The following is a 21,078-nucleotide window of genomic DNA, read 5'->3' as shown; positions in this document are numbered from 1 at the left end:
TCCCCAAACACCGGCCCCGGATGCCGCTGCCCTCATCCGGGCTACGAAGGGCGTCGGCCGCCCGTTGCATGCCTGCGCGCGTAAAAATCCCACTCGCCGAACCGCCGGAACACGGTTACACTGCCGAAATCGCGCTAACGGCGTCCTTCCCTTGACTTCCGGGGGCCGGGCGGTATAACCGCGCAACCTTTGGGAAGTTCGAGTCGTAAAATGCGCAACATTATTACCAAACTCCTTATCGTAGTCGTACCCAGGCGCACCGCCGGGGGTGGCTGAGGCCATCCAAAATCGGGCGGTGTGCATGGGGCCTCTCGGGCCCTTTTTTTATTCCCTTAAATCGAAGAAAGCCGCGCCAGCAGCGCATCCGGAGCAGACCATGACCGACAACAGCCACGATCCAAACCAGATGACCGGCGCCGCGATGATTGTGCGCGCGCTCATCGATCATGGCGTCCAGCATCTGTTCGGCTATCCCGGCGGCGCGGTGCTTCCGATCTATGACGAGATTTTCCAGCAGAGCGACGTCGAGCACATCCTGGTGCGGCACGAGCAGGGCGCCGGCCATGCGGCCGAAGGCTATGCGCGCTCGACCGGCAAGCCCGGCGTGGTGCTGGTGACGTCGGGCCCCGGCGCCACCAACATGGTGACGCCGCTGACGGACGCGCTGATGGATTCGATTCCGCTGGTCTGCATCACGGGGCAAGTCCCCACGCATCTGATCGGCAATGACGCGTTCCAGGAATGCGACACCGTCGGCATCACGCGCCCCTGCACCAAGCACAACTGGCTGGTGCGCGACGTCAACGATCTCGCAAAAGTGCTGCACGAGGCGTTCTACGTCGCGACCACGGGCCGTCCGGGACCCGTGCTGGTCGACGTGCCCAAGGACGTGCAGTTTGCAACCGGCACCTATCATCCGCCGCGCCGGGACGACGTGCACGTTTCCTACACGCCGCGGGTGAAGGGCGATGCGACGCAGATTCGCAAGGCCGTGGCGCTGCTGGCATCCGCCAAGCGGCCGGTGATCTATTCCGGCGGTGGCGTCATCAATGCCGGACCCGAGGCGTCAAAACTGCTGCGCGAGCTGGTCGAGGTCACGGGATTCCCGATCACCTCGACCCTGATGGGCCTCGGCGCCTATCCGGCCACCGGCAAGAACTGGCTCGGCATGCTGGGCATGCACGGCACCTACGAGGCCAACATGGCGATGCATGATTGCGACGTCATGCTGTGCGTCGGCGCGCGTTTCGACGACCGTATCACCGGGCGTGTCGATGCGTTCTCGCCGGGCTCCAAGAAGATCCACATCGACATCGATCCGTCCTCGATCAACAAAAACATCCATGTCGACGTGCCGATCATCGGCGATGCCGGCAACGTGCTCGGCGATTTGCTGCAGGTGTTCAAGGCGGAAGCGAAAAAGCCCGACATCAAGGCCTGGTGGCAGGAGATCGCAAAATGGCGCGCGCGCAATTCGCTCGCCTACAAGAAGAACAGCGATATCATCCTGCCGCAATACGCCATCGAACGCCTGTTCGCGGCGACGCGCGGCCATGACACCTACATCACGACCGAAGTCGGCCAGCACCAGATGTGGGCGGCGCAGTTCTTCGGGTTCGAGGAGCCGCACCGCTGGATGACGTCGGGCGGTCTCGGTACCATGGGTTACGGCCTGCCGGCCGCGCTCGGCGTGCAGGTCGCGCATCGCGACAGCCTCGTGATCGATATCGCCGGCGACGCCTCGGTGCAGATGACGATGCAGGAGATGTCGACCGCCGTTCAGTATGAGCTGCCGATCAAGATCTTCATCCTGAACAACCAGTACATGGGCATGGTGCGGCAGTGGCAGCAGCTCCTGCACGGCAACCGGCTGTCGCATTCCTACTCCGAGGCGCTGCCGGATTTCGTCAAGCTCGCGGACGCGTTTGGTTGCGTCGGCCTGCAGGCGATCAAGCCCGGCGATCTCGACGGGGCGCTCAAGGAGATGATCAAGGTCAAGCGCCCGGTGCTGTTCGATTGCCGCGTTGCGGCGCTCGAAAACTGTTTCCCGATGATTCCGTCCGGCAAGGCGCATAACGAAATGCTGCTGCCGGCGGAAGCCACCGACGAAGCCACCGCGGCGGCGTTTGCCGGCGGCAAGGCGCTGGTGTGAGGACGCCAGCCACATATTCCGCTGTCATCGCCCGGCTTGACCGGGCGATCCAGTACGCCGCGGCGTCTCGGCTGTGCTCGGGCGTCTCTGGAATACTGGATCCCCGCCTTCGCGGGGATGACGAGCATGTAAGAGGATCGAGAAGTGTTTGATCTCGCGGACCTTGAACGCGCGCACGAAATCGTGGGGCAGGCGGTGCCGCCGACGCCAGCGCATGTTTGGCCGCTGCTTGGCCAGCGGCTGGGGACGCACGTCGTGGTCAAGCATGAGAACCACACGCCGATCGGCGCCTTCAAGGTGCGCGGCGGCGTGGTCTATCTCGATCGGCTGAAGCAGGAGCGGCCGAATGCGCCCGGGATCATTTCCGCCACGCGCGGCAATCACGGGCAGAGCCTTGCCTTCGCCGCCGGCCGTCATGGCGTTCGCGCGGTGATCTATGTGCCGCGGGGCAATTCGGTCGAGAAGAACCTCGCCATGCGCGCGTTCGGCGCCGAGCTGGTCGAGCATGGCGAGGACTTTCAGGCGGCAGCCGAAGAAGCCCAGCGTCGCGCTCAGTTCGACGGGCTTCACATGGTGCCGTCGTTCCATCCCGACCTCGTGCTCGGCGTCGCGACCTATGCGCTCGAGTTGCTGCGCGCGGCGCCTGGTCTCGACGTGCTCTATGTGCCGATCGGGCAGGGTTCGGGAATCTGCGGCTGCATCATGGCGCGCGATCTGCTCGGCCGAAGCACCGAAATCGTCGGCGTGCAGTCGACCGAAGCGCCGTCTTATGCGCTGTCGTTTGCGGCCGGCACGGTCGTGACCACCGAGACCAGCAACACGCTGGCCGACGGCATGGCCACCCGCGTTCCCGTTCCCGAGGCGCTAGCGATCATTCGCAAGGGCGCCTCGCGTATCGTGCAGGTCACGGACGACGAAGTCGCCGCGGCCGTTCGCGCCTACTGGACTGACACGCACAATCTTGCCGAAGGCGCGGGCGCAGCCCCGCTGGCCGCGGCGCTGCAGGAGAAGGCAAAGCTCGCCGGCAAGCGCGTCGGCCTGATCTTGTCCGGTGGCAATATCGATTTCGATCTGTTCCGAAAATGGATCGGGACGGACATCACGGCCACCGCCCAACGGGCGATGGCGTGACGAGAGGACATTTAAGGGGACGACAATGAACCAGCCCGCATCCGCCTACTTCCTGGAAGAGCGCCACGATCCCAACGAGACGCACACGCTCTCGGTCCTGGTGCAGAACGAGCCGGGCGTGCTCGCGCGCGTGATCGGGCTGTTCTCCGGCCGCGGCTATAACATCGAGAGCCTCACCGTCTCTGAAACCGAGAGCCAGAAACATCTCTCGCGTATCACCATCGTCACGACCGGCACGCCGATGGTGATCGAGCAGATCAAGCACCAGCTGGATCGCATGGTGCCGGTGTACCGCGTTGTCGACATGACGATCACCGGCCGCTCGATCGAGCGGGAACTCGCCATGGTGAAAGTGCGCGGCGGCGGCGACAACCGGGTCGAGGCGCTGCGGCTGGCGGATGCGTTCCGCGCCCGCGTCATCGACGCCACCACCGAGAGTTTTGTGTTCGAGATCACAGGCAATACTTCCAAGATCAATCAATTTATCGACCTGATGCGCCCGCTCGGCCTTGTCGAAGTGTCGCGCACCGGCGTTGCCGCGATCGGGCGCGGGCCAGAGGGGATGTGAAACATGCTGGCGCGGGACTGGTATTACAATCAACGGCGGCAGCTCGGCCTCGATTCCGCGGTCGCCTCGATCTATGACCGGCATGACGACAGTGACCTCCGCGCCCGCGCAGCGCTGACCATGCTCGGCGTGCAGAAAGGCTGGCGGGTCGCCGATATCGGTTGCGGCAACGGCGTGCTGGCCTGCGAGGCCGCGTTGATGGGCGCCGAGGTCGATGCGATCGACATCTCGCCGGCGATGCTGGCGCTCGCCAACATCCAGGCCCGCGACCGCAAGGTGGCGATCCGCACCCAGCCCGCCGGCATGCTGAGCTTCGCCTATCAGCCGAATTCCTACGACCTGATCGTCAGCGAATTCACGCTGCATCATTTGCCGGACTTCTGGAAGGCGGTGGCGCTGGCGCGAATCTATGCCGCGCTGAAGCCCGGCGCCAATTTCTACTTGCGTGACATCGTGTTCGTCAGCATGCCCGACGGCACCGAGCGCGATGTCGAGCAGTGGGCCGATTTCACCATCAAGAACCACGATTTCCAGCGCGAGGGCGTCGTCACCCACATGCGCGACGAATACTCGACCTTCGGCTGGGTGATCGAGCGCATGCTGACCGATGTCGGCTTCACGCTGCAATCGGTCGATTATCACGCGCCGCTGCACGGCACCTACCTCCTGCGCAAGCCGAAGCCGGACCAGCAGAGCTAAAAAAACCGACAGAGCCAAAAAACAACAGAGCCAAAAATGAAACCGGCCGATGTCTGCATCGCCGTGCTGGTAGCGGTGATCTGGGGCCTTGCCTTCGTGGCGAGCCGCATTGCGCTGAACGAATTTTCGCCGGAACTGATGACGACGCTGCGCTTTTCCGTCGCCGCCTTGCCCTGCCTGTTCGTGGCGCGGCCGAAGGTTTCATGGGGCGTGCTGGCCTCGATCAGCTTCACGCTGTTCCTCGGCCAATTTCTCTCCCAGGCCTTCGCCATTGCGCATGGCGTTCCCGTCGGCCTTTCCAGCGTGATCGTGCAGAGCCAGGCGCTGTTCACCATCGGCTTTGCGGCGCTGCTGTTCGGCGAGCGGCCGGGCGCGTGGCAGACGGTGGGCATCGCTATCGCCACCGTCGGCCTGCTGATGATCTGCGGCACCGTCGGCTACGATTTCAGCGTCGCTGCGTTTGCGATCTTGATGATTTCGCCGCTCAGCTTCGCGGCCGGCAATCTTTTGCTCCGGCGCGCGCCTGACGCGCCGATGTTCGACCTGTTCGCGTGGCTGTGCCTGGTCGCGGCGGTCCCGTTGCTTGCACTGACGCTGGTCAGCAACGGCCCGCAGCCGACCTGGCATGCGCTGACCCATATGTCGCTGACCGGCCTGATCTGCATGATCGGTCTCGGCGCGGTCTCCACCAGCATCGCCTACTGGCTGTGGGGGAGGTTGCTGCGGGATTACCCGGCCGCGCAGGTGGTGCCGTTCGCGCTGCTGGTGCCGTTCGTCGGTTCCGCCGCATCGAGTATCGTGTTCGGCGAGAAGTTCGGGCCGCTGCGGCTGGCCGGCATGATCACGGTCGTCGGCGGCATCGCCGTGATGCTGCTGTCGAAGCGTCCACAAGCCCTGCCGAAAATCGCGTGAGCCCCTGATGTCGCAGCCGCTTTTTGTCGCCCTGGTTGTTTTTGCCGCAGTCATGGCGTTCACGCCGGGACCCAACAACGTCATGGTGTTGTCGTCGGGGTTGACCTACGGCTTCAGGCGCACCCTGCCGCACATCGCGGGCATCGCGATCGGGGTTTCATTTATGGTGGCGGCCATGGGCCTCGGCCTGGGGACGATCTTCATCACCTATCCGGTTTTGCAGACCATTCTGAAATATGCCGGCATCGCCTATCTGATCTACCTCGCCTTTGGCATCGCGATGTCCACGTCCGTTGCGCCAGGGCAGGACAACCAGCGCGGCCCCATGACGTTCTGGAATGCGGCGCTGTTCCAGTGGGTCAACGCCAAGGGCTGGGTGATGGTGATCGGCATCATCACCGCCTATTCCGCGATTGCCAGCTTTCCCTGGAACATCGCCATGCAGGCCGCGCTGATGTTCGTCATGGGCGGGTTATCCTCGCTGGTCTGGGCGGTTTTCGGCAGTTCGCTGCGTCGGATACTGACGTCGCCCGGGGCTGTCAGGGCCTTCAACATCCTGATGGCCCTGCTGCTGCTGGCCTCGCTCTATCCAGTCTTCATGGACGCGTGAGGCCCCATGTCACATTCGCTTTTGATCGCCTTCATCATGTTCGCCACCGTGATGTTCTTCACGCCGGGGCCGAACAACATCATGCTGCTATCGTCGGGGCTGACCTACGGCTTCCGCCCGACCATCCCGCATATCATGGGTATCACGGTTGGCTTCGCCTTTATGATCGGCGCTGTCGGCCTTGGGCTTGGGACCATCTTCATCGCCTATCCGATGCTGCAGACGATCCTGAAGTATGCCGGGGTCGCCTACCTGATTTACCTCGCCGTCCATATTGCGATCTCCGAGCCGCCCTCGGCCGAGCAGGACAACAGCCGCAAGCCGATGACCTTCTGGGGCGCCGCCATGTTCCAGTGGGTCAACGCCAAGGGCTGGGTCATGGTGATCGGCACCATCACCGCCTATGCGGCGATCGCCGCCTATCCCTGGAACATCGCGATCCAGGTCGGCTTGAGCCTGCTTTTGGGAATCTTGTCCTGCACCGCCTGGGCCCTGTTCGGGACCGCGCTGCGACCGGTCCTGACCTCCCGGCGGGCGGTGCGGGCCTTCAACATCGTCATGGCGGTGCTGCTCTTGGCCTCGCTCTATCCGGTCTTCATGGACGCATGATGCCGCACCGCGCCATGCATAAACGGGTTTCCTTTGACGCGGAAAATGATCTAGACAACGCCGGAAATTCGCGGGCGACCGGCGGTCCTATCCACCCAAATGCCTGATTAACCGGCCCATTTTGGCCACCGACTAAGGAAACGACCCATGCGTGTTTATTACGATCGTGATGCCGACCTGAACCTGATCAAGGGCAAGAAGGTCGTGATCGTCGGCTACGGTAGCCAGGGCCATGCCCATGCGCTGAACCTGAAGGATTCCGGCGTCAAGGAAGTCGCCATTGCGCTCCGCAAGGGCTCGGCCTCGGCCAAGAAGGCAGAAGCCGCAGGCTTCAAGGTGATGGAAGTCGCTGAAGCCGCCAAATGGGCTGACCTCGTCATGATGCTGACCCCGGACGAACTGCAGGGCGACATCTACCGCGAGCACCTGCACGACAACATGAAGAAGGGCGCGGCGCTCGTGTTCGCCCACGGCCTCAACGTCCATTTCAACCTGCTCGATCCGCGCGCTGACCTCGACGTGCTGATGATCGCGCCGAAGGGCCCCGGCCATACCGTCCGCTCGGAATACCAGCGCGGCGGTGGTGTGCCCTGCCTGATCGCCATCTCCAAGGACGTCTCCGGCAACGCCCATGACCTCGGCCTGAGCTATGCCTCGGCGATCGGCGGCGGCCGCGCCGGCATCATCGAGACCACGTTCAAGGAAGAGTGCGAGACCGACCTGTTCGGCGAGCAGGTGGTGCTGTGCGGCGGCCTGGTCGAGCTGATCAAGGGCGGCTACGAGACGCTGGTCGAAGCCGGCTACGCCCCCGAGATGGCCTATTTCGAGTGCCTGCATGAGGTGAAGCTGATCGTCGATCTGATCTATGAAGGCGGCATCGCCAACATGAACTACTCGATCTCCAACACCGCCGAGTACGGCGAATACGTTACCGGCCCGCGCATCGTCACCGCCGAGACCAAGGCCGAGATGAAGCGCGTCCTCGCCGACATCCAGGGCGGCAAGTTCGCCCGCGACTGGATGCTGGAGAACAAGGTCAACCAGACCTCGTTCAAGGCCACCCGTGCCAAGCTTGCCGAGCACCCGATCGAGGAAGTCGGCGCCAAGCTCCGCGACATGATGCCGTGGATCAAGAAGGGCGCACTGGTCGACAAGACCAAGAACTGAGGCTGGGTTGATCTGCGTAGGGTGGGCAAAGGCGCGCTTGCGCCGTGCCCACCATTCAAATGACCCGGTGATAGATGGTGGGCACGGCGCAAGAGCGCCTTTGCCCACCCTACGAAGTTGGCGCCGCAGGATAGGGTGCGGTGGCGGAATACCAAATCTTAAATCCTGATCGGCATCATCCCGGCGAGATCGCGAACGCGGTCTCGCCGTTTCTTCGAAGAATGATTGGCTCATCCAAATTCTTCAACGCGCCGCGCCGAGTGCGCCGCCCGAACCGAAACGAAGAACTGACGCTTCACACACATTCTTGTTGCGAAGCGATTCACGAAATGCATTAGCGGCAGAAAGGCGAGCGTTTACCGAATCAAAGCGCGGTTGCTTCATCTGCATTGTCGTTCGCAAAACGAGATCGTCAGTCGTTGTTCAGCGAGACGGCTTCGGTCTCCGTGCTTCCGACATCTCATGTTGCTGGATCAGCCGGGCTTATCGGGCCGGGAAGGCGACACCGCGAAGCGTCACCGTCGCGATGGCGCACGGCGTCTCCGCGCCGTCGGCTACCGACACCACGTCGACACGCGCCACGCCGATCGTGCTTCCAACCTGAAGCGCGCGGGCGCGCGCGATCAGCGACCCTCCTTTCGCCGGGGCGAGGAAGCTGATCTGGAGGTTGACGGTCACCGCGAACCGGCCGGGAGGCATGGCGGTGGTCACTGCCCCGCCGGCGGCATGGTCCGCCAGTCCGGCGATGACGCCGCCATGAAAGAAACCGTTCGCCTGCAGGAGATTGTCGGTCTTGGCGAGAGACATCACGACATAGCCCGCTTCCGCGCTCTCGACCCTGGTGCCGACGGCCTTGGTGTAGCCAGGGGCGTAGGTGACCCGTTCGACCAGTTCGCGGATCGCATCATGCGCCATCGGTCCCTCCCGGCTGTTTGACCGGCATCATGCTCGGACCGGGGAGAGGCTTAGGCAATCCCGATTGCTTCGATATCAAGCCATAGATATTCTCTATGGATGGACTTCAAGCAGATCAGGTACTTCGTGGCCATCGCCGAAGCGGGCAGCTTCAGCGCCGGTGCGCGCCGGGCGTTCGTCACGCAGCCGACACTGTCGGCCGCGATCGCCGCCTTCGAGGCCGAGCTGGGGTTCGCTCTTCTGGAGCGTCATGCCCGCGGCGTGCGGCTGACGCCGCGGGGCGAAGAAGTGCTGGAGACCTCGCGGTCGATTTTGCGCAAAGCCGAACAGCTCAAGGCGGCGTCCGGCGGCAAGCCGTCGGGCAGGCCGCTGCGGCTTGGAATTCTGCCGACGATTCCACCGGCCTTCGTGGCGCAATGCGTTGCGCGGTTGCGGACGATCGAGCCGGGACGGCTTTGGCGGACCGAGGATGCCTCCCTTCCCAAGTTGCAGCAGCGGCTTGCCAGCGGCCGTTACGATGTCGTCCTGACCGCTTTGGGATCGGCGGCGCGCGGCCATCGGCAGTCTGAGCTGGCGGCGGACCGGCAGGCGCTGGCGGTTTCGGCTCGCGCGTTTCCCCGTGGACCGGTCTCGCCGGAGATATTGGCGGGCCAGCCCCTGATCGTGCGGGTGCACTGCGAACAATTGCAGTCGGCATCGCGGATTCTCGACGCGTGGAAGGTGCGGCCGCACGTCGTCGCGCAGACCGACAGCGATGCGCGGGCACTCGCGATGGTGGCGGCCGGTCTCGGGTTCTGTCTGATGCCGGACAGTTTCGAACACCCCGAGGTGCGGATGCTTCGCCCGGAGGGCGTCGATTTGCCCCGGCGGATCGGTTTTGAATGGGTCAAGGGCGGCGGCGATGGCTGGCTCGATCGCGCGCTGGATGGGCTGTGATCGGTCCGAATCTCGTGCCATGCCGCAACCGGATCGGTACCCGTCAAAGACGGTGCCGCCCGGTGCGACGGGCTCAATTCAGCCGCACAGGCTACTTCTCGATCCTGTTGTGCAACTGCCAGAAGCGCACGGTGCGCTGGGCCGTTTCCATCGACAGCTTGCGGAAATCGCGTTCCGCGATCTGCATGGTCTGCTCGTTGACCGAAGGCATGGCTGGCCGGTTGCGCAGAATCGACTCGACGGTCGGCCAGTTCAGGCGGGCCGACCGGCAGGGAATGAGGAGGAGGTCGGCGCGGGGGCCTTCCATCAGCCGGGCCATCATTTCGATCGGCATCTCATTGAGAAGCGCGATCGCAACCGTCACTTCGTCGAACTTTTTCGACTCGGCGAAATTATAAACGGCTGCATCGTCCAGCTCTTTCAGCCCCTTCATCAGCTTCACGTATTCCTCGGCGACGCCAAAGCTACGCCCCGCGGGCGGTGCCTCGCGGGCAATCTCGTTCAAGACCCGTTTGATCTCTTCCTGGACCGCCGGCGGTGCGATCGCCAAAAGCCGGGCGCGAACCGCTTCCTTGGCGCGACGCAACAGGTCGGCCATGAACTGTGCCGGGAAATCGGCGCGCAGGCCGAGGATTTCCACCAGTTCGTCATCCGCGCCGGCGCGGGCAACGATGGTGGAAAAGCCCTGGTCGGAAAACTTGGCGCCGGCGTTGTTGGCGAGCTTGCGGATCACCTTGTCCTCGCCGCGATCGACGATGACGTCGGTGACGGCGGCGGGCAGGTCGGACCGGCCGGAAATGGCGAGCAGGTGATCCTGCCCCTTTTTGCTGGCGATCTCGACCAGCACGTCGGTTCCGAGCCGGCTGGAATTGGCCAGCACGCTGCCGGCGACATCGATCTCGTCGTCCCAGGCCAGATGCTGGATCACCTCGAACGGGGCGTAGTCGAGCGGCGCCAGCCGTTTCGAAAGCTCGGCCTTCGCCCGCGTTTCGACGCGCGCGATCAGCAGGCAGAGCACATCGTCGAAGACCTTGACCTGGTCGTCGCTGAGGCGTTCCCCGTCATTGAGGAAGAGATCGGTGACCTGCCGCAGGGTTTCCACCCGCTTGGCAGATGAACCACCTCTGACGGCATCTTCGAGTTCGGCGATGATCGAGTGCGCCGGCTGTTGCACCATTGTGGGCAGCCTGTTGGTTGTTGAAGGGTTGGCGTGCACAATGACAAGCCGAGCCTTACGCCGCGTTAAAGGCCGGAACCGGTAGAGATACAGACCGACTGCATCTGAAGCGGGCAGGCCGTTGGCGGGGTCGCGGCAAGCGCTTCGGCCTCCGGCAGACCGCGCATTGCAAACGCCGCGTTTCGAATTGTTTACCAACGCGATCAGGGCCGAACGCCGCGATTTCGCGCGATAAATCGCCGATCTCGCGCCGGATCTGAGCTGCGGCACGCTTCCGGTCGTCCAGCCCGGCTGCTATCCTCTCCAAACCGTTCCCGGAAAAAATCGAATAGCAACTTACCGAACAAGACGCCGTCAAGGCTGGCCGCACCCGCGGCGGAAGCTCGCGAAGCCGATGCTTAAGCATTCCTTCACGACGAAGTTCATTAAACCTCTTACAAGGGCTTAAGCTCATGAGATCTGTTGTCATCACGGGGGCGTCCACCGGCATCGGCTGGGCCAGCGCCAGGATGTTGCTGGACCGCGGTTTTCGTGTATTCGGCAGCGTGCGCAAGCAGGCCGACGCCGACCGCCTCAAGAGCGAGTTCGGGGCAAACTTCACGCCGCTGATCTTCGACGTCACCGATGAGGCCGCCGTGCTGGCCGCCGCGCGCGAGGTCCGGGGCGCCCTCAATGGCGAAACGCTCGCCGGTCTCGTCAACAATGCCGGCATTGCGGTCTCAGGTCCCGTGTTCGAACTCGCCGCCGACGAATTCCGCCGCCAGATGGAGGTCAATTTCATCGGGCCTGTTATTGCGACCCAGGCTTTCGGGCCACTGCTCGGCTCCGATCCGGCTCTGAAGGGACCGAAGGGACGGATCGTGATGATCTCTTCGGTCGCCGGCAAGAACGGCAATCCGATGACCTCGGCCTATTCCGCCTCCAAGCACGCGATCGAGGGACTGTCGGAGAGCCTGCGCCGCGAACTCATGCTGTTCGGGATCGACGTCATCATCATTGCGCCGGGCGCGGTGAAGACGCCGATCTGGAGCAAGGCCCAGGAGGTCGACATCTCCGCCTACAAGAACTCGCCGTATCTTCCGGCGCTGGAGAAAATTCGCGCCTTCATGCTGGGCCTTGGCGCAACCGGCTTGCCGGCCGAGACGATTGCCGAAAAGGTGTTCGGGGCATTGACGCTGCCGAACCCGAAGGTGCGCTACACGATCGTGCCGGATCCGATGCAGCGGTGGATGGCGGCGGTATTGCCCAAGCGCACCCTCGACAAAATGATCGCCAAACGACTCGGGCTGACGCGGCAGGGATGAGCATGATGCTGCGATTTGCGATCCGCCTGGCCGCCGTCCTTGCGCTGGTCTCGGCCGCCCATGCCGGCGATCAGGGCGAGCCCGAACAATCCTGCGACGGCAACACGTTCCAGATGGTGGAATGCCTCAAGGCCAAGACCGCGCAATGGGACAAGCGGTTGAACATCGCCTACCAGAAGGCGGTGCAGGATGCTCAGCCCGCGCAGCGCGATCAGTTGCGCGTGGCGCAACGGCTGTGGGTCCAGTACCGCGACGCCAATTGCCTCTATTACGGCCTCGGCGAGGGCACCATCGCGCGGCTCGATGCCGGCGAATGCATGCGCAGCATGACGGAGGCGCGCGCCAAGGAGTTCGAAGGCCTCGGCCACCAGTGACGGCGGGAAAGAACAAAGCGGAGCTGACGCAGATCGCCGACGACGCGCTACGCAGCCAGCCGGGATGCGAAACGGCGTCCGTGCCCACGGTGCGCGGGCTTCCCAACATTCGCGAGGGCCGCAACTGGGAAATCCCCAACGTCGTTCTCGGCGACAGCCTGATCAGCGACGTCGACCGCGCCGTCATCACGGTGCATCGCCGGTTGGGGCGGAAATATCACCTGCTTGAGGACGCGTAGATCATCCCGCGCGTGCCGCTTGTGGCCGCGGCGCCATCGCGATCATGCGCAGCGCGAACACCGCTACCAGCGGGATCAGGAACAGCGCGTAGAGCGGCATGTCGGGAATCCGCTTGCCGAACGACACCATGAACTGGAACAGCAGGTAATAGCCGCCGATAAGATGCAGCCGGCGCCAGGCGCGCGCGCCGATCGCGGCTGCCGTGCGGTCGAACGAGGTGGCGGTCATCGCTGTTATGAAGGCGTAGCCGATGCCGCCGAAGATATAGGACGCGATCGAGGTCGCCGTCGCGTAGCCTGCCGGATCCATCACGGCGAAGGCTAAGATGGCAACCGCGTGGATGGCGTGCGAGGCCGCAAAGCTGACGCCGAGATAGCGACGGTTGCGGCGCAGCCATCGCGTCCACGCGTTGGGCCATATCAGCGCCAGCGCGGTGCCTGCGAAGGCGAGGCAGAACAACACCAGCGAGGTCCGCGCGGTGAAGCGGATCACCATGCGCACGCCGTCGACCTCAAAACCCCGCATGCCGGCGATCCAGATGCTCAAAGCCAGCAGGGTCAGCGAGAGCAGCGCGAACAGCCGCCAGCCATCGAACCAGTTTTGACGTGCCGGCATGTTTGGCTCCCCATGGTTTGCGCCGTCATTGCGAGCCAACGGGTCGGGCGAATGCCCGCCCGATGACAGGCTCCGCGAAGCAATCCATTCTTTCGTCGCGCGGTGAGATGGATTGCTTCGCTTCGCTCGCAATAACGTGGATGGTTATGTAATCACTGGTTACATGCGGGTTACCTCAACGGTCAATCCGTGTAATCGGTGCTTACATTCACAAGGCGGTGATGGTAGGAGAGGGCATGCGCCCAGCCGCCAGATCGTCCGCCACGAAATCCTCCGCCGCCAAGCCGCGCCGGCGTGCCTCCCGGACGCCCGTGCCAAAGCCCTACCACCACGGCGATCTCCGACGGGTCCTGATTGACGCCGCGCTGCAATTGGTCAGCGAGGGCGGGGCGGAGGCGGTCAGCGTCCGCGAAGCCGCCCGCCGCGCCGGCGTGTCGCCGGGGGCGCCGTTCCGGCATTTTCCGAGCCGTGACGCCCTGATGCAGGCGGTGGCGGAGGAGGCGCAGCGGCGCTTCCGGGCCGAGATCGAGGCCGGGCTGGCCGGGGCGCCGGCCGGCGATCCGCTCGGCCGCTTTCGCTGCCTCGGGCTCGCTTACCTGCGCTGGGCGATGCGCAATCCGACCCATTTCGAGATCATTTCCAGCCGCTGGTTCTTCGATCACGACCGGGCGGCCGCTGTCAGCCGCGACAATGCCGAACTGATCGAGCTGACCGAGCGGACACTTGCGGAAGCCTTTGCGGCGGGTCAGCTGCGGCCAGCGGACCTCAAGCAGGTCCAGATTGCCGGGCGGGCGCTGGTCTATGGCTTTGCCCGGATGAACATCGACGGCCATTTTCCGCGGTGGGGCGTGGACGCCGCCGAGGCCGAGCAGACCGCCGAGGCCATCCTCGATCTCTTCATCGAAGGGATCGCCAGGCGGGCGTGACGCGTCCCGGAATAACATTGGCCCCGCATTTACCCTGCGGGGCAAATTCATTGCGCGTTCATGACGATTACACTACGTTTTTACGACACGATGCAGGTTCCGGCTGGTCGTGCGTCTCCTGGTCCGTCGCCAGCCAAGGCTTTGTATTGCGCCGGGTCATGTTGCGTTTTCCCATATGGCGCCCGCGCCAAATCCAGGGCCCTCCGCCGCTACCCTAGTTGCCGGCCTTGCCGCCATCGGCTTCTGGCGGCTTTCGGCCGTTGCTGCACCGCACATGGCCGCGCTGGCGATCATGCTGCAGACCGAAGCCGATTTCGGTGGCCGCATGGGTTTTGGGCTGGCCTGGGGCATCCTGAACTTCTCCTTTATCGCGCTGCTGCGGCGCCCGGCGCTGTCGGGCGCGCTGTCGCTGACGCTGGTGGTGCTGCTGGTTCTGCTGTCGCGGCTCAAGCACGACGTCGTCCAGATGACCGCGAACTTCGTCGACCTGATGGTGATCGACCGCGACACCGCGGCCTATCTGTTCACCATCTTTCCGAACTTGCGCTGGAACGTGGTCGGCGCCGCGATCGTCATCCTGCCGCTGATGTACGCGCTGTGGTGGCTCGATCCGTTCCGCATCCGCCGCCTGCCGGCGGCCGCCGGCCTGCTGGCCTGCCTTGCCGCGCTGACCGGGCAGGCCACGACATGGCCGGACGAAGCCTGGCGCGGCTATTACGACGACGGCTATCTCTCCAAATTCGCCCGTTCGGGCGTAACGGCCGTTTCCGACTTCGCCAATTACGGTTTCATGGAATCGGAAGCGGTGACCGCCGAGCGGCTGAAGATGCCGCTGGTCGATTCCTGTCATGTCGCCGGCCGCCGCCCGCACATCATCATGATCCATGACGAGTCGAGCTTCGACATCCGTCAGGCCAGTGGCGTCAAGGTGCCGGCGGACTATGGCGGCCACTTCAAGTCGTTTGACGGCCGCGAGCGCAAGTTCATGGCCGAAAGCAGCGGCGGCGCCAGCTGGATGGCTGAGTACAATGTGCTGGCCGGCCTGTCGTCGCGCTCGTTCGGCCGCTTCTCCTATTTCGTCACCCGCATCGCCTCGCGGCGGGTCGAGCGCGGACTGCCGCTGGCGCTGCGCCGTTGCGGCTACAACACCCTCTCGCTCTATCCGGCCTACGGCGCCTTCATGGGCGCGCGCGGCTTCCAGACCTCGACGGGCATCCAGCATTTCTACGATGCGCGCGATCTCGGCGCGAAGGGCATCGAGCCGGACGGCTTCTTCTACGACAAGGCCGTCAAGCTGATTGCCGAGCAGCCGGCGAATACGCCGCTGTTCACCTTCGTCTATCTCGCCGCCAACCATTTCCCCTGGGAAACCAAATTCCGCCCCGACCTGCTGCCGTCCTGGCGCAAGCCCGGCAACGCGCCGGTGGTCGACGAATATCTGCGCCGCCAGACCATGAGCGCCGGCGACTATGCGGGTTTCATCGCCAGCCTGAAAAAGAAATTCCCGGCGCAGCCGTTCCTGATCGTTCGCTACGGCGACCATCAGCCGGAGTTCTCGTCGACCCTGCTGGATCCCGGCCTCGATGAAGCCCGGGTCGCCCGCAAGTTCGACACCTACGATCCGCGCTATTTCACCACCTATTACGCGATCGACGCCATCAATTTCGAGCCGGTCAAGAGTTCTGCCGTCATGGACAGGATCGATGCGCCCTATCTGCCGCTGGTGATCCAGGAAGCCGCCGGCATTCCGCTCGACCCGTCGTTCGAGGAACAGAAGAACATCATGCTCCGTTGCAAGGGTGTATTCTACGCCTGCAAGGACGGCGCCGAGGCGCGCAGGTTCAACCGGTTATTGATCGAGGCAGGTTTCATCAAGGGGCTTTGAGGATATGTCAGCCGTCGCGGGACCCGGAATCGGCGAAAGCCTCGTCGCGGAATCGCGCGGCGTCCGGTTCTTTGCGCTGGCCGGCTTGACCGTTGCCGTGCACCTGGCGGGGCTCGCGGTTCTCCTGACCACCGAATACGGGCCGTTTGCGATCACGCTGTCCGTGCTGGCGTGGATCTTCGTGAACTGCTTCCTGCTGGTCGTGCTGCAGCGGCCCGGTGTCTGCGCCGCGCTTTCGCTGGCTCTGATCGCGATCCTGATCACGCTGTCGCACTTCAAGTTCGGCATTCTGCAGCTGACGCTGACGTTCCTCGACTTCCTGATCATCGACCGCGATACGTTTTCGTTCCTGCTCTCGGTGTTCCCTCAGCTGCAAATGCAGTTGCTGATGGCGGGGCTGGTCGCGGTTCCGCTGCTGTGGGCGCTTTGGCGCTTCGATCCGTTTCGCGTGCGCCGCCGCGTTGCATTGTTGGGAGTGGCGGCGACGACAGTGCTGATCGCGGCGATGTCGGTCGCTTCCCCCGAGCAGGCATGGGAGCCGTTCCAGGGCGTCAATCATGTTTCCAATCTGGCCCGCTCGGGCGTGGTGGCGGTGTCGCGGCTGGCTTCGACAGGATGGATTGAGGCCGATCCACCGGCGAACGGCCCGCTCAGCCTCGCGCGGGACGCTCACGCCGCCGGCCTGCCCGGGCTGCCATCAGGCGAGGTCTGTGACGCCACGGCCAAGCGCCCGCACATCATCATGCTGCTCGACGAGTCGAGCTTCGATGTCACCTCTGCGCCCGATATCAAGGTGCCGGCCGGATACACCGATTATTTCAAGTCGAGCGACGGCAAGCAGCGGACCATGATTGCGGAATCGACCGGCGGTCCGACGTGGTACACCGAATTCAACGTGCTGACCGGCCTGTCGGCGCGCTCGTTCGGCGATCTGAAATTCTACATCACCCGCATCACCGCCGGCCGCGTGACGCGCGGACTGCCGCATGCGCTGCAGCGCTGCGGCTACAAGACCGTCTCGCTCTATCCGACCTATGGCGATTTCCTGAGCGCGCGCGCCTTCCAGAAGGGCACCGGCGTCGACCAGTTCATCGACATGGCCGGGATGGGCGTGAATGAGGACATGCAGCCGGACAAGTTCTATTTCGATCAGGCATTGAAGGTGCTGGCGCGCGAGCAGCCGCAGCAATCGCCGGTCTTCATGTTCGTCTACCTCACGGCCAATCATTTTCCGTGGTGGAACGTCTACCGGCCCGACCTGACGCCTGCGGGCTGGACGCCGCCGGGCAACACCGCCGAGGTCGACGAGTACATCCGCCGCCAGGCCATGACGGCTAACGACTATCGCGAATTCACCGAGCGGCTGAAGCGCGACTATCCGGACGAGTCGTTCCTTGTGCTGCGTTTTGGCGATCACCAGCCGGCGATCTCGCAAAAGCTGATCGAGCCCGGCATCGATCAGGCGAGGCTGGCGAAACACCTGATCGCCGCCGACCCGCGCTATTATTCCACCTACTATGCCATCGACGGCATCAACTACCAGCCACGCAATTTGTCGTCGGCGCTCGAAACCCTCGACGCGGCCTATCTCCCCCTCGTGCTGCAGGAAGCCGCCGGCCTCCCGCTCGATCCTTCGTTTGCCGAGCAGAAGAGCATCATGCTCCGCTGCAAGGGCACGTTCTACGCCTGCAAAAAAGGCGCGGAGGCACGCCGGTTCAACCGGTTCTTGATCGATGCCGGAATGATCAAGGGGCTTTAGCCCTTTACGTCATTGCAAACTTCGTAGGGTGGGCAAAGCGAAGCGTGCCCACCATCTATTCGCCGAACGACCCTTGAATATCGCGCAAATCGCCACCCCAATCCGGAGCGAGCATTCCTTGCTCAACGAAGCGGTGGAAGCTGCTGTGAGGCCAGTCGGCTACGCGCTTTACGTGGCCGTGTTTCACCGGGTTGAAGTGAATGTAGTCGATGTGTCGCTCGAAATCCTCGTCGTTTGGAATTGCGTGTTCCCAGTACCGGCGTTGCCAGATACCTTTCTCTCGTTTGGCGACCTTGCTCGTTGATCTGGCTTGTGCATCGAGGCCACGCGAAAATCCGCTCTTGATCAGGCTCCACCGCGTGGAAAAGTCTGTGTCGTCGTCCGCAACGCCCAAAGCGCGTGAATGTGATCGGGCAGGACACAGATTGCCACGGTCTCGAAAGGATGCCGTCGTTGGACGGTTTGATAGATGCGCCTCAGACGATCGACTTCTTCGATCAACAGGCTGTTCGGCCGCTGTGCAAGGACGACGGTGAAAAAGAAAACGCTGCCTTTGGCACGGACGTAACGAGGCATGATGCATTGTATCGCAGCGCAGATGCGATTTCAAAGATGGTGGGCACGCTTCGCTTTGCCCACCCTACGAAGCTTTCTCGCAATGACGGGGATAGGGCCGCGACAAACGACAGAGGCCTACTTCTTCCCCACCTTCTCCCACAGCCACTGCGCCACCGCGTCCGGCGAGCTCGTGGCGTCATTGCCGGCGGCGCGGAGATTGGCCTCGCGCATGGTGGCGATGTCGATCTTTCCGAGCAGTGGCGCCAGCGCCTTGCGCAACGCTTCGTCATTGGCACGCTTCGGCGCCAGCAGCACTATGGCGTCGTAAGGCGGGATGGCGCGCCTGACGTCGTTCAGAACAACCAGGTCGTATTTCGCGATCAACCCGTCGCTGGTGTAGCCGGCGATGACGTCGACTTCGCCGGAGGCGACCGCCGCATACATGAAGTCCGGCTGCATCTGCCGCTGTCCGCGAAACGACAACCCGTAGGCCTTGCGCAGCGCGGTCCATTCGGGACGTGAGAAGAATTCGTAGTCGCCGGCGATCGACATGTTGGCCGCGCGCGAGGCGAGGTCGGCGATGGTGCGGATGCCGAGCTGCTCGGCGCGCTTGCGCGGCATCACCAGCGCATAGGCGTTCTCGAAGCCGAGTTCGCCCAACAGCGTGATGTTCTGCTTGGCCAGCATCGTCTTCAGTTCGGCCAGCAGCTGCTGGCGCGGCCTGATGTCGTTGCGCTGGAACTGGTTGGCCCACAGCGTGCCGGAATAGTCGACATAGACGTCGATATCATTGCTCGCCAGCGCCTCGAAGATCACGTTGGAGCCGAGGCCTTCGCGCGTCGTCGCAGGAAGCCCTGCGGCCTTCAGCCGCTGCGCCATCAATGCCGACAGCACATATTGTTCGGTGAAGGTTTTAGCGCCGACGATGTAGTTGGTGTGCCCGCGCATCATGGTGGGCACCAGCGTGGCCGCGACAAGCGCCGCGATGCCGACGCCACCCAGCGTCGGGCGAAAACGGCTGCGGTTACGCAGGCCGCTTTCGATCAGCGCCAGCAATTGATCGACCGCCAGCGCCAGCACCGCGGCGGCGAGGCAGCCGAACAGCACGAACACCCAGTTCTGGGTCTGCAGTCCCGCAAAGATGTAATTACCGAGGCTGGTCTGGCCGATCGGCGTCGACAGCGTCGCGGTGCCGATCACCCAGACCGCCGCGGTGCGGATGCCCGCCATCATGACAGGCAGCGCTAAGGGCAATTCCACCGTGAACAGCGATTGCCGCGGCGTCATGCCGACGCCCTGCGCCGCTTCCAGGATCGCGGGCTCGACGCCTTGCAGGCCGGTGATGGTGTTGCGCAGCACCGGCAGCATCGAATAGAGCGCCAGCGCCAGCACGGCCGGCAAAAATCCGAACGCGGAAAAGCCGAAGCCGAACCACGACAGCGACAGCGCCGCCAGCGCCAGCAGCAGCGGATAGAACAGCGCCAGCAGCGCCAGTCCCGGCACGGTCTGCACGATGCTGGCGAGCCCGAGCAGCGCGCCGCGCAGCACCGGCCGATGGCGCGAAAGAATGGCGAGCGGCAGGCTGATGAGAAGTCCGAGCGCCAGCGCGGTGACGCTGACGCGAACATGGTTGCCGAGGTAATCGGGCAGGTGGCCGAGCGCCTCGCTCCAACGCGGATCTGTGAAGAGGCTCATGCCGCACCCTCGCGAGGCAGCAGGGCGCCAAGCCGCTCGGCCTGCCGCCGTGGCGTGCGCAGCAGTTCGCCGACGTAAGCGTCGCGGCTTTCGGAAAGTTTTGATGGCGTGCCCTGCGCCAGCAGTTTTCCGCCGCCCATCACCGCGATTCGGTCGGCGAGCAGGATGGCTTCCGTCATGTCATGGGTGATCATGACCGTGGTCAGGCCGAGCGTGCGATGCAGCTCGCGAAAATCGTCGCCGAGCGCGTCGCGGGTGAGCGGATCGAGCGCGCCGAACGGCTCGTCCATCAGCACGATGCGTGGCTTTGCGGCCAGCGCGCGTGCGACGCCGACGCGCTGGCGTTGGCCGCCCGAAAGTTCATGCGGCAGCCGGTCGCGGTATTGCGCGCGGTCGAGCCGCACCAGGTCGAGCAGTTCATCCACCCGCGCGGCAATCTCGGCGGGCGGGGTGCCCAGAAGCTTCGGCGTAATGCCGATATTGCCGGCGACGGTCAGATGCGGAAACAGCCCGCCGCTCTGGAACACATAGCCGATCCGCCGCCGCAGCAGGATCGGATCGACATTTTGAACGTCCTTGCCCTCGACCGTGATCGAGCCGGAGTCCGCCTCGATCAGCCGGTTGGCGAGCCGCAACAGCGTGGTCTTGCCCGAGCCGGAGCCACCGACGATGGCGAGGAATTCGCCCTCGGCAACGTCGAGCGAGACGTCGTCGACGGCCCTCACGCGGCCGCCGTCAAAGGTCTTGCCGACATTCGTATAGGCGATCAGGGGAGCGGTCATGCGATCTCGAACTTTTGTTCACCCTCCCCTGGAGGGGGAGGGTCGACGCGAAGCGGCGGGGTGG

At 63.9% G+C, this 21,078-nt stretch carries 20 protein-coding genes and 1 pseudogene; 15 read left to right on the top strand and 6 right to left on the bottom strand.

All coding sequences use genetic code 11. The annotated features are described in order from the left end of the window. Positions 1–376 precede the first annotated feature (376 nt). The 8 genes from ACPPVP_RS34995 to ilvC all read left to right on the top strand — a co-directional run bounded on the left by ACPPVP_RS34995 (position 377) and on the right by ilvC (position 7,848). Positions 377–2,152: an acetolactate synthase 3 large subunit gene (locus tag ACPPVP_RS34995; protein WP_426528110.1), complete on the top strand. Its 1,776-nt coding sequence runs from the start codon at positions 377–379 to the stop codon at positions 2,150–2,152. 144 nt (positions 2,153–2,296) lie between these two features. Then, positions 2,297–3,283 (top strand): threonine dehydratase, encoded by a 987-nt coding sequence (locus ACPPVP_RS34990; RefSeq protein ID WP_426528109.1) that lies wholly within the window; start codon positions 2,297–2,299, stop codon positions 3,281–3,283. A 25-nt stretch (positions 3,284–3,308) separates the two neighbouring features. After that, positions 3,309–3,851 carry an acetolactate synthase small subunit gene (gene ilvN / locus ACPPVP_RS34985; protein WP_426528108.1) on the top strand — a complete coding sequence of 181 codons (543 nt, stop codon included), beginning with the start codon at positions 3,309–3,311 and terminating at the stop codon, positions 3,849–3,851. Between the two features lie 3 nt (positions 3,852–3,854). Then, the gene (locus tag ACPPVP_RS34980; protein ID WP_426528107.1) at positions 3,855–4,550 is read left to right on the top strand and encodes a class I SAM-dependent methyltransferase; all 696 of its coding nucleotides are present in this window, start codon (positions 3,855–3,857) and stop codon (positions 4,548–4,550) included. Positions 4,551–4,586: 36 nt separating this feature from the next. Then, the gene (locus ACPPVP_RS34975; RefSeq protein ID WP_426528106.1) at positions 4,587–5,462 is read left to right on the top strand and encodes an EamA family transporter; all 876 of its coding nucleotides are present in this window, start codon (positions 4,587–4,589) and stop codon (positions 5,460–5,462) included. Between the two features lie 7 nt (positions 5,463–5,469). Beyond that, positions 5,470–6,072: a LysE family translocator gene (locus ACPPVP_RS34970; RefSeq protein WP_426528105.1), complete on the top strand. Its 603-nt coding sequence runs from the start codon at positions 5,470–5,472 to the stop codon at positions 6,070–6,072. Between the two features lie 6 nt (positions 6,073–6,078). Further along, positions 6,079–6,681 carry a LysE family translocator gene (locus ACPPVP_RS34965; RefSeq protein WP_426528104.1) on the top strand — a complete coding sequence of 201 codons (603 nt, stop codon included), beginning with the start codon at positions 6,079–6,081 and terminating at the stop codon, positions 6,679–6,681. Between the two features lie 147 nt (positions 6,682–6,828). Next, complete coding sequence (gene ilvC, locus ACPPVP_RS34960) at positions 6,829–7,848, top strand: ketol-acid reductoisomerase (RefSeq protein ID WP_192737974.1); 1,020 nt, start codon at positions 6,829–6,831, stop codon at positions 7,846–7,848. A gap of 483 nt (positions 7,849–8,331) precedes the next feature. Here the strand turns inward: ilvC and ACPPVP_RS34955 are convergent, their stop codons facing one another. After that, positions 8,332–8,763: a PaaI family thioesterase gene (locus ACPPVP_RS34955; protein WP_426528103.1), complete on the bottom strand. Its 432-nt coding sequence runs from the start codon at positions 8,761–8,763 to the stop codon at positions 8,332–8,334. A 99-nt stretch (positions 8,764–8,862) separates the two neighbouring features. Here ACPPVP_RS34955 and ACPPVP_RS34950 point away from each other — a divergent pair, with 99 nt between their 5' ends. Then, complete coding sequence (locus tag ACPPVP_RS34950; RefSeq protein ID WP_426528102.1) at positions 8,863–9,699, top strand: LysR family transcriptional regulator; 837 nt, start codon at positions 8,863–8,865, stop codon at positions 9,697–9,699. A 91-nt stretch (positions 9,700–9,790) separates the two neighbouring features. Here ACPPVP_RS34950 and ACPPVP_RS34945 read toward each other — a convergent pair whose 3' ends face one another. Beyond that, positions 9,791–10,876: a DUF2336 domain-containing protein gene (locus ACPPVP_RS34945; RefSeq protein ID WP_426528101.1), complete on the bottom strand. Its 1,086-nt coding sequence runs from the start codon at positions 10,874–10,876 to the stop codon at positions 9,791–9,793. A gap of 452 nt (positions 10,877–11,328) precedes the next feature. Here ACPPVP_RS34945 and ACPPVP_RS34940 point away from each other — a divergent pair, with 452 nt between their 5' ends. The 3 genes from ACPPVP_RS34940 to ACPPVP_RS34930 are packed head-to-tail and all read left to right on the top strand — an operon-like array spanning position 11,329 to position 12,793. Beyond that, the gene (locus ACPPVP_RS34940; protein WP_426528100.1) at positions 11,329–12,180 is read left to right on the top strand and encodes an SDR family oxidoreductase; all 852 of its coding nucleotides are present in this window, start codon (positions 11,329–11,331) and stop codon (positions 12,178–12,180) included. A gap of 5 nt (positions 12,181–12,185) precedes the next feature. Next, the gene (locus ACPPVP_RS34935; RefSeq protein WP_426528099.1) at positions 12,186–12,554 is read left to right on the top strand and encodes a lysozyme inhibitor LprI family protein; all 369 of its coding nucleotides are present in this window, start codon (positions 12,186–12,188) and stop codon (positions 12,552–12,554) included. Continuing rightward, positions 12,551–12,793, top strand: coding sequence for a hypothetical protein (locus tag ACPPVP_RS34930; protein WP_426528098.1), 243 nt, complete (start codon positions 12,551–12,553; stop codon positions 12,791–12,793). Before ACPPVP_RS34935 ends, ACPPVP_RS34930 begins: the two co-directional genes overlap by 4 nt. Before the next feature lies 1 nt (position 12,794). Here the strand turns inward: ACPPVP_RS34930 and ACPPVP_RS34925 are convergent, their stop codons facing one another. After that, entirely contained in the window at positions 12,795–13,409 is a 615-nt protein-coding gene (locus ACPPVP_RS34925; protein WP_426528097.1) for a hypothetical protein, read from the bottom strand. Between the two features lie 236 nt (positions 13,410–13,645). On the opposite strand from ACPPVP_RS34925, the gene ACPPVP_RS34920 reads away from it, so the two are divergent. The 3 genes from ACPPVP_RS34920 to ACPPVP_RS34910 all read left to right on the top strand — a co-directional run bounded on the left by ACPPVP_RS34920 (position 13,646) and on the right by ACPPVP_RS34910 (position 17,979). Then, entirely contained in the window at positions 13,646–14,335 is a 690-nt protein-coding gene (locus tag ACPPVP_RS34920) for a TetR/AcrR family transcriptional regulator (RefSeq protein ID WP_426528096.1), read from the top strand. A 175-nt stretch (positions 14,336–14,510) separates the two neighbouring features. Then, positions 14,511–16,220, top strand: a complete 1,710-nt coding sequence (locus tag ACPPVP_RS34915; RefSeq protein ID WP_426528095.1) for a sulfatase-like hydrolase/transferase — start codon at positions 14,511–14,513, stop codon at positions 16,218–16,220. A 4-nt stretch (positions 16,221–16,224) separates the two neighbouring features. Next, positions 16,225–17,979, top strand: coding sequence for a sulfatase-like hydrolase/transferase (locus tag ACPPVP_RS34910; protein WP_426528094.1), 1,755 nt, complete (start codon positions 16,225–16,227; stop codon positions 17,977–17,979). 55 nt (positions 17,980–18,034) lie between these two features. Here the strand turns inward: ACPPVP_RS34910 and ACPPVP_RS34905 are convergent. The 3 genes and pseudogenes from ACPPVP_RS34905 to ACPPVP_RS34895 all read right to left on the bottom strand — a co-directional run bounded on the left by ACPPVP_RS34905 (position 18,035) and on the right by ACPPVP_RS34895 (position 21,014). After that, a pseudogene (locus ACPPVP_RS34905) lies at positions 18,035–18,555 on the bottom strand (REP-associated tyrosine transposase). A 117-nt stretch (positions 18,556–18,672) separates the two neighbouring features. Further along, positions 18,673–20,232: a glycine betaine ABC transporter substrate-binding protein gene (locus ACPPVP_RS34900; protein ID WP_426528093.1), complete on the bottom strand. Its 1,560-nt coding sequence runs from the start codon at positions 20,230–20,232 to the stop codon at positions 18,673–18,675. Continuing rightward, positions 20,229–21,014 (bottom strand): ATP-binding cassette domain-containing protein, encoded by a 786-nt coding sequence (locus tag ACPPVP_RS34895; RefSeq protein ID WP_426528092.1) that lies wholly within the window; start codon positions 21,012–21,014, stop codon positions 20,229–20,231. The genes ACPPVP_RS34900 and ACPPVP_RS34895 overlap by 4 nt, the downstream gene beginning before the upstream one ends. Between the last annotated feature and the right edge of the window lie 64 nt (positions 21,015–21,078).

Origin of the sequence: Bradyrhizobium sp. McL0615, from assembly GCF_049993905.1 — a bacterium.
Taxonomy (GTDB): Bacteria; Pseudomonadota; Alphaproteobacteria; order Rhizobiales; family Xanthobacteraceae; genus Bradyrhizobium.
The sequence above is the reverse complement of the archived record's forward strand: the minus strand, read 5'-3'. Positions and strand labels throughout refer to the sequence as shown.

Coding starts and splice junctions, on each gene's coding strand:
- ACPPVP_RS34995 (WP_426528110.1), top strand. CDS start 377: ATGACCGACAACAGCCACGATCCAAACCAGATGACCGGCGCCGCGATG.
- ilvN (WP_426528108.1), top strand. CDS start 3,309: ATGAACCAGCCCGCATCCGCCTACTTCCTGGAAGAGCGCCACGATCCC.
- ACPPVP_RS34980 (WP_426528107.1), top strand. CDS start 3,855: ATGCTGGCGCGGGACTGGTATTACAATCAACGGCGGCAGCTCGGCCTC.
- ACPPVP_RS34975 (WP_426528106.1), top strand. CDS start 4,587: ATGAAACCGGCCGATGTCTGCATCGCCGTGCTGGTAGCGGTGATCTGG.
- ACPPVP_RS34970 (WP_426528105.1), top strand. CDS start 5,470: ATGTCGCAGCCGCTTTTTGTCGCCCTGGTTGTTTTTGCCGCAGTCATG.
- ACPPVP_RS34965 (WP_426528104.1), top strand. CDS start 6,079: ATGTCACATTCGCTTTTGATCGCCTTCATCATGTTCGCCACCGTGATG.
- ilvC (WP_192737974.1), top strand. CDS start 6,829: ATGCGTGTTTATTACGATCGTGATGCCGACCTGAACCTGATCAAGGGC.
- ACPPVP_RS34955 (WP_426528103.1), bottom strand. CDS start 8,763: ATGGCGCATGATGCGATCCGCGAACTGGTCGAACGGGTCACCTACGCC.
- ACPPVP_RS34950 (WP_426528102.1), top strand. CDS start 8,863: ATGGACTTCAAGCAGATCAGGTACTTCGTGGCCATCGCCGAAGCGGGC.
- ACPPVP_RS34945 (WP_426528101.1), bottom strand. CDS start 10,876: ATGGTGCAACAGCCGGCGCACTCGATCATCGCCGAACTCGAAGATGCC.
- ACPPVP_RS34940 (WP_426528100.1), top strand. CDS start 11,329: ATGAGATCTGTTGTCATCACGGGGGCGTCCACCGGCATCGGCTGGGCC.
- ACPPVP_RS34935 (WP_426528099.1), top strand. CDS start 12,186: ATGCTGCGATTTGCGATCCGCCTGGCCGCCGTCCTTGCGCTGGTCTCG.
- ACPPVP_RS34925 (WP_426528097.1), bottom strand. CDS start 13,409: ATGCCGGCACGTCAAAACTGGTTCGATGGCTGGCGGCTGTTCGCGCTG.
- ACPPVP_RS34920 (WP_426528096.1), top strand. CDS start 13,646: ATGCGCCCAGCCGCCAGATCGTCCGCCACGAAATCCTCCGCCGCCAAG.
- ACPPVP_RS34915 (WP_426528095.1), top strand. CDS start 14,511: ATGGCGCCCGCGCCAAATCCAGGGCCCTCCGCCGCTACCCTAGTTGCC.
- ACPPVP_RS34910 (WP_426528094.1), top strand. CDS start 16,225: ATGTCAGCCGTCGCGGGACCCGGAATCGGCGAAAGCCTCGTCGCGGAA.
- ACPPVP_RS34900 (WP_426528093.1), bottom strand. CDS start 20,232: ATGAGCCTCTTCACAGATCCGCGTTGGAGCGAGGCGCTCGGCCACCTG.
- ACPPVP_RS34895 (WP_426528092.1), bottom strand. CDS start 21,014: ATGACCGCTCCCCTGATCGCCTATACGAATGTCGGCAAGACCTTTGAC.